Origin of the sequence: Campylobacter sp. BCW_6467 (assembly GCF_001762855.1) — a bacterium.
Classification (GTDB): Bacteria; Campylobacterota; Campylobacteria; order Campylobacterales; family Campylobacteraceae; genus Campylobacter_D; species Campylobacter_D jejuni.
In genome coordinates this window covers 1-691 of record NZ_MJXP01000016.1, presented here as the reverse complement: position 1 = coordinate 691, position 691 = coordinate 1, and the positions used below count along the sequence as shown (strand labels likewise).

The window sequence follows — 691 nt, the reverse complement described above, 5'->3', positions numbered from 1 at the left end:
AGAACAAACTAGGGTTTAGGCTTTTAATTAAGGATTTTAATATTTTGATATTAAAATCCAAAATATTCTATTTCGAAATTCAAAGATTTTTGATTAAATTTGATTTAGGGCATTTATTATGATAAAATGAATTATATTACATTTTAAAACAAGGAGCTAAAATGTTTAAAAAACTATTGAGTGTTGTAGCTTCAGGTGCTTTATTGTCAAGTTCTGCTTTTGCAGAAGATATTCTTGCTAAAGTCAGTAATGGAGCAATTAGTGATAATAGTGCAGGTGTTAAAGTTCTTAACCTTGATGAGATGAAAGAGGTTAAGGGTGGGTATGAGTTTAGCAGAGCCAGCAGTTATGATTACACTGCAGGAATTAGAAGTTATGCTTATTTTGTTTATAATAATGGAAATTCTGTTAATTCTGAACTTCAAGTAGAAAATTATAAAAAAGTTCTTGCTACATTTCGTTTTGTAAATAATCAAAAAGAATATTATTTACAAACTTATAATCCTTTGACAGGTTCCTATGGAACAATTTTCCCTAATTATTCTACAAGTTGGGGACAAAATGCAATGAAAATTCTAAACGAATTCAGAAGCAAATATTAATTCTCACTCTCCCTGTTCCATTTTACTCCAAAACGGAACAGATCTTGCTTATATTATTTATATAAATATATTTAGGTTGAAGGCAAAAA

1 protein-coding gene is annotated in these 691 nt (G+C 28.2%); it reads left to right on the top strand.

Annotated elements, in window-relative coordinates; all coding sequences use genetic code 11:
- The first annotated feature begins 161 nt into the window (after positions 1 to 161).
- A complete protein-coding gene (locus tag AJ888_RS01450) occupies positions 162 to 602 on the top strand; it encodes a hypothetical protein (protein WP_070296101.1) in 441 nt (146 codons plus the stop codon).
- Positions 603 to 691 lie beyond the last annotated feature (89 nt).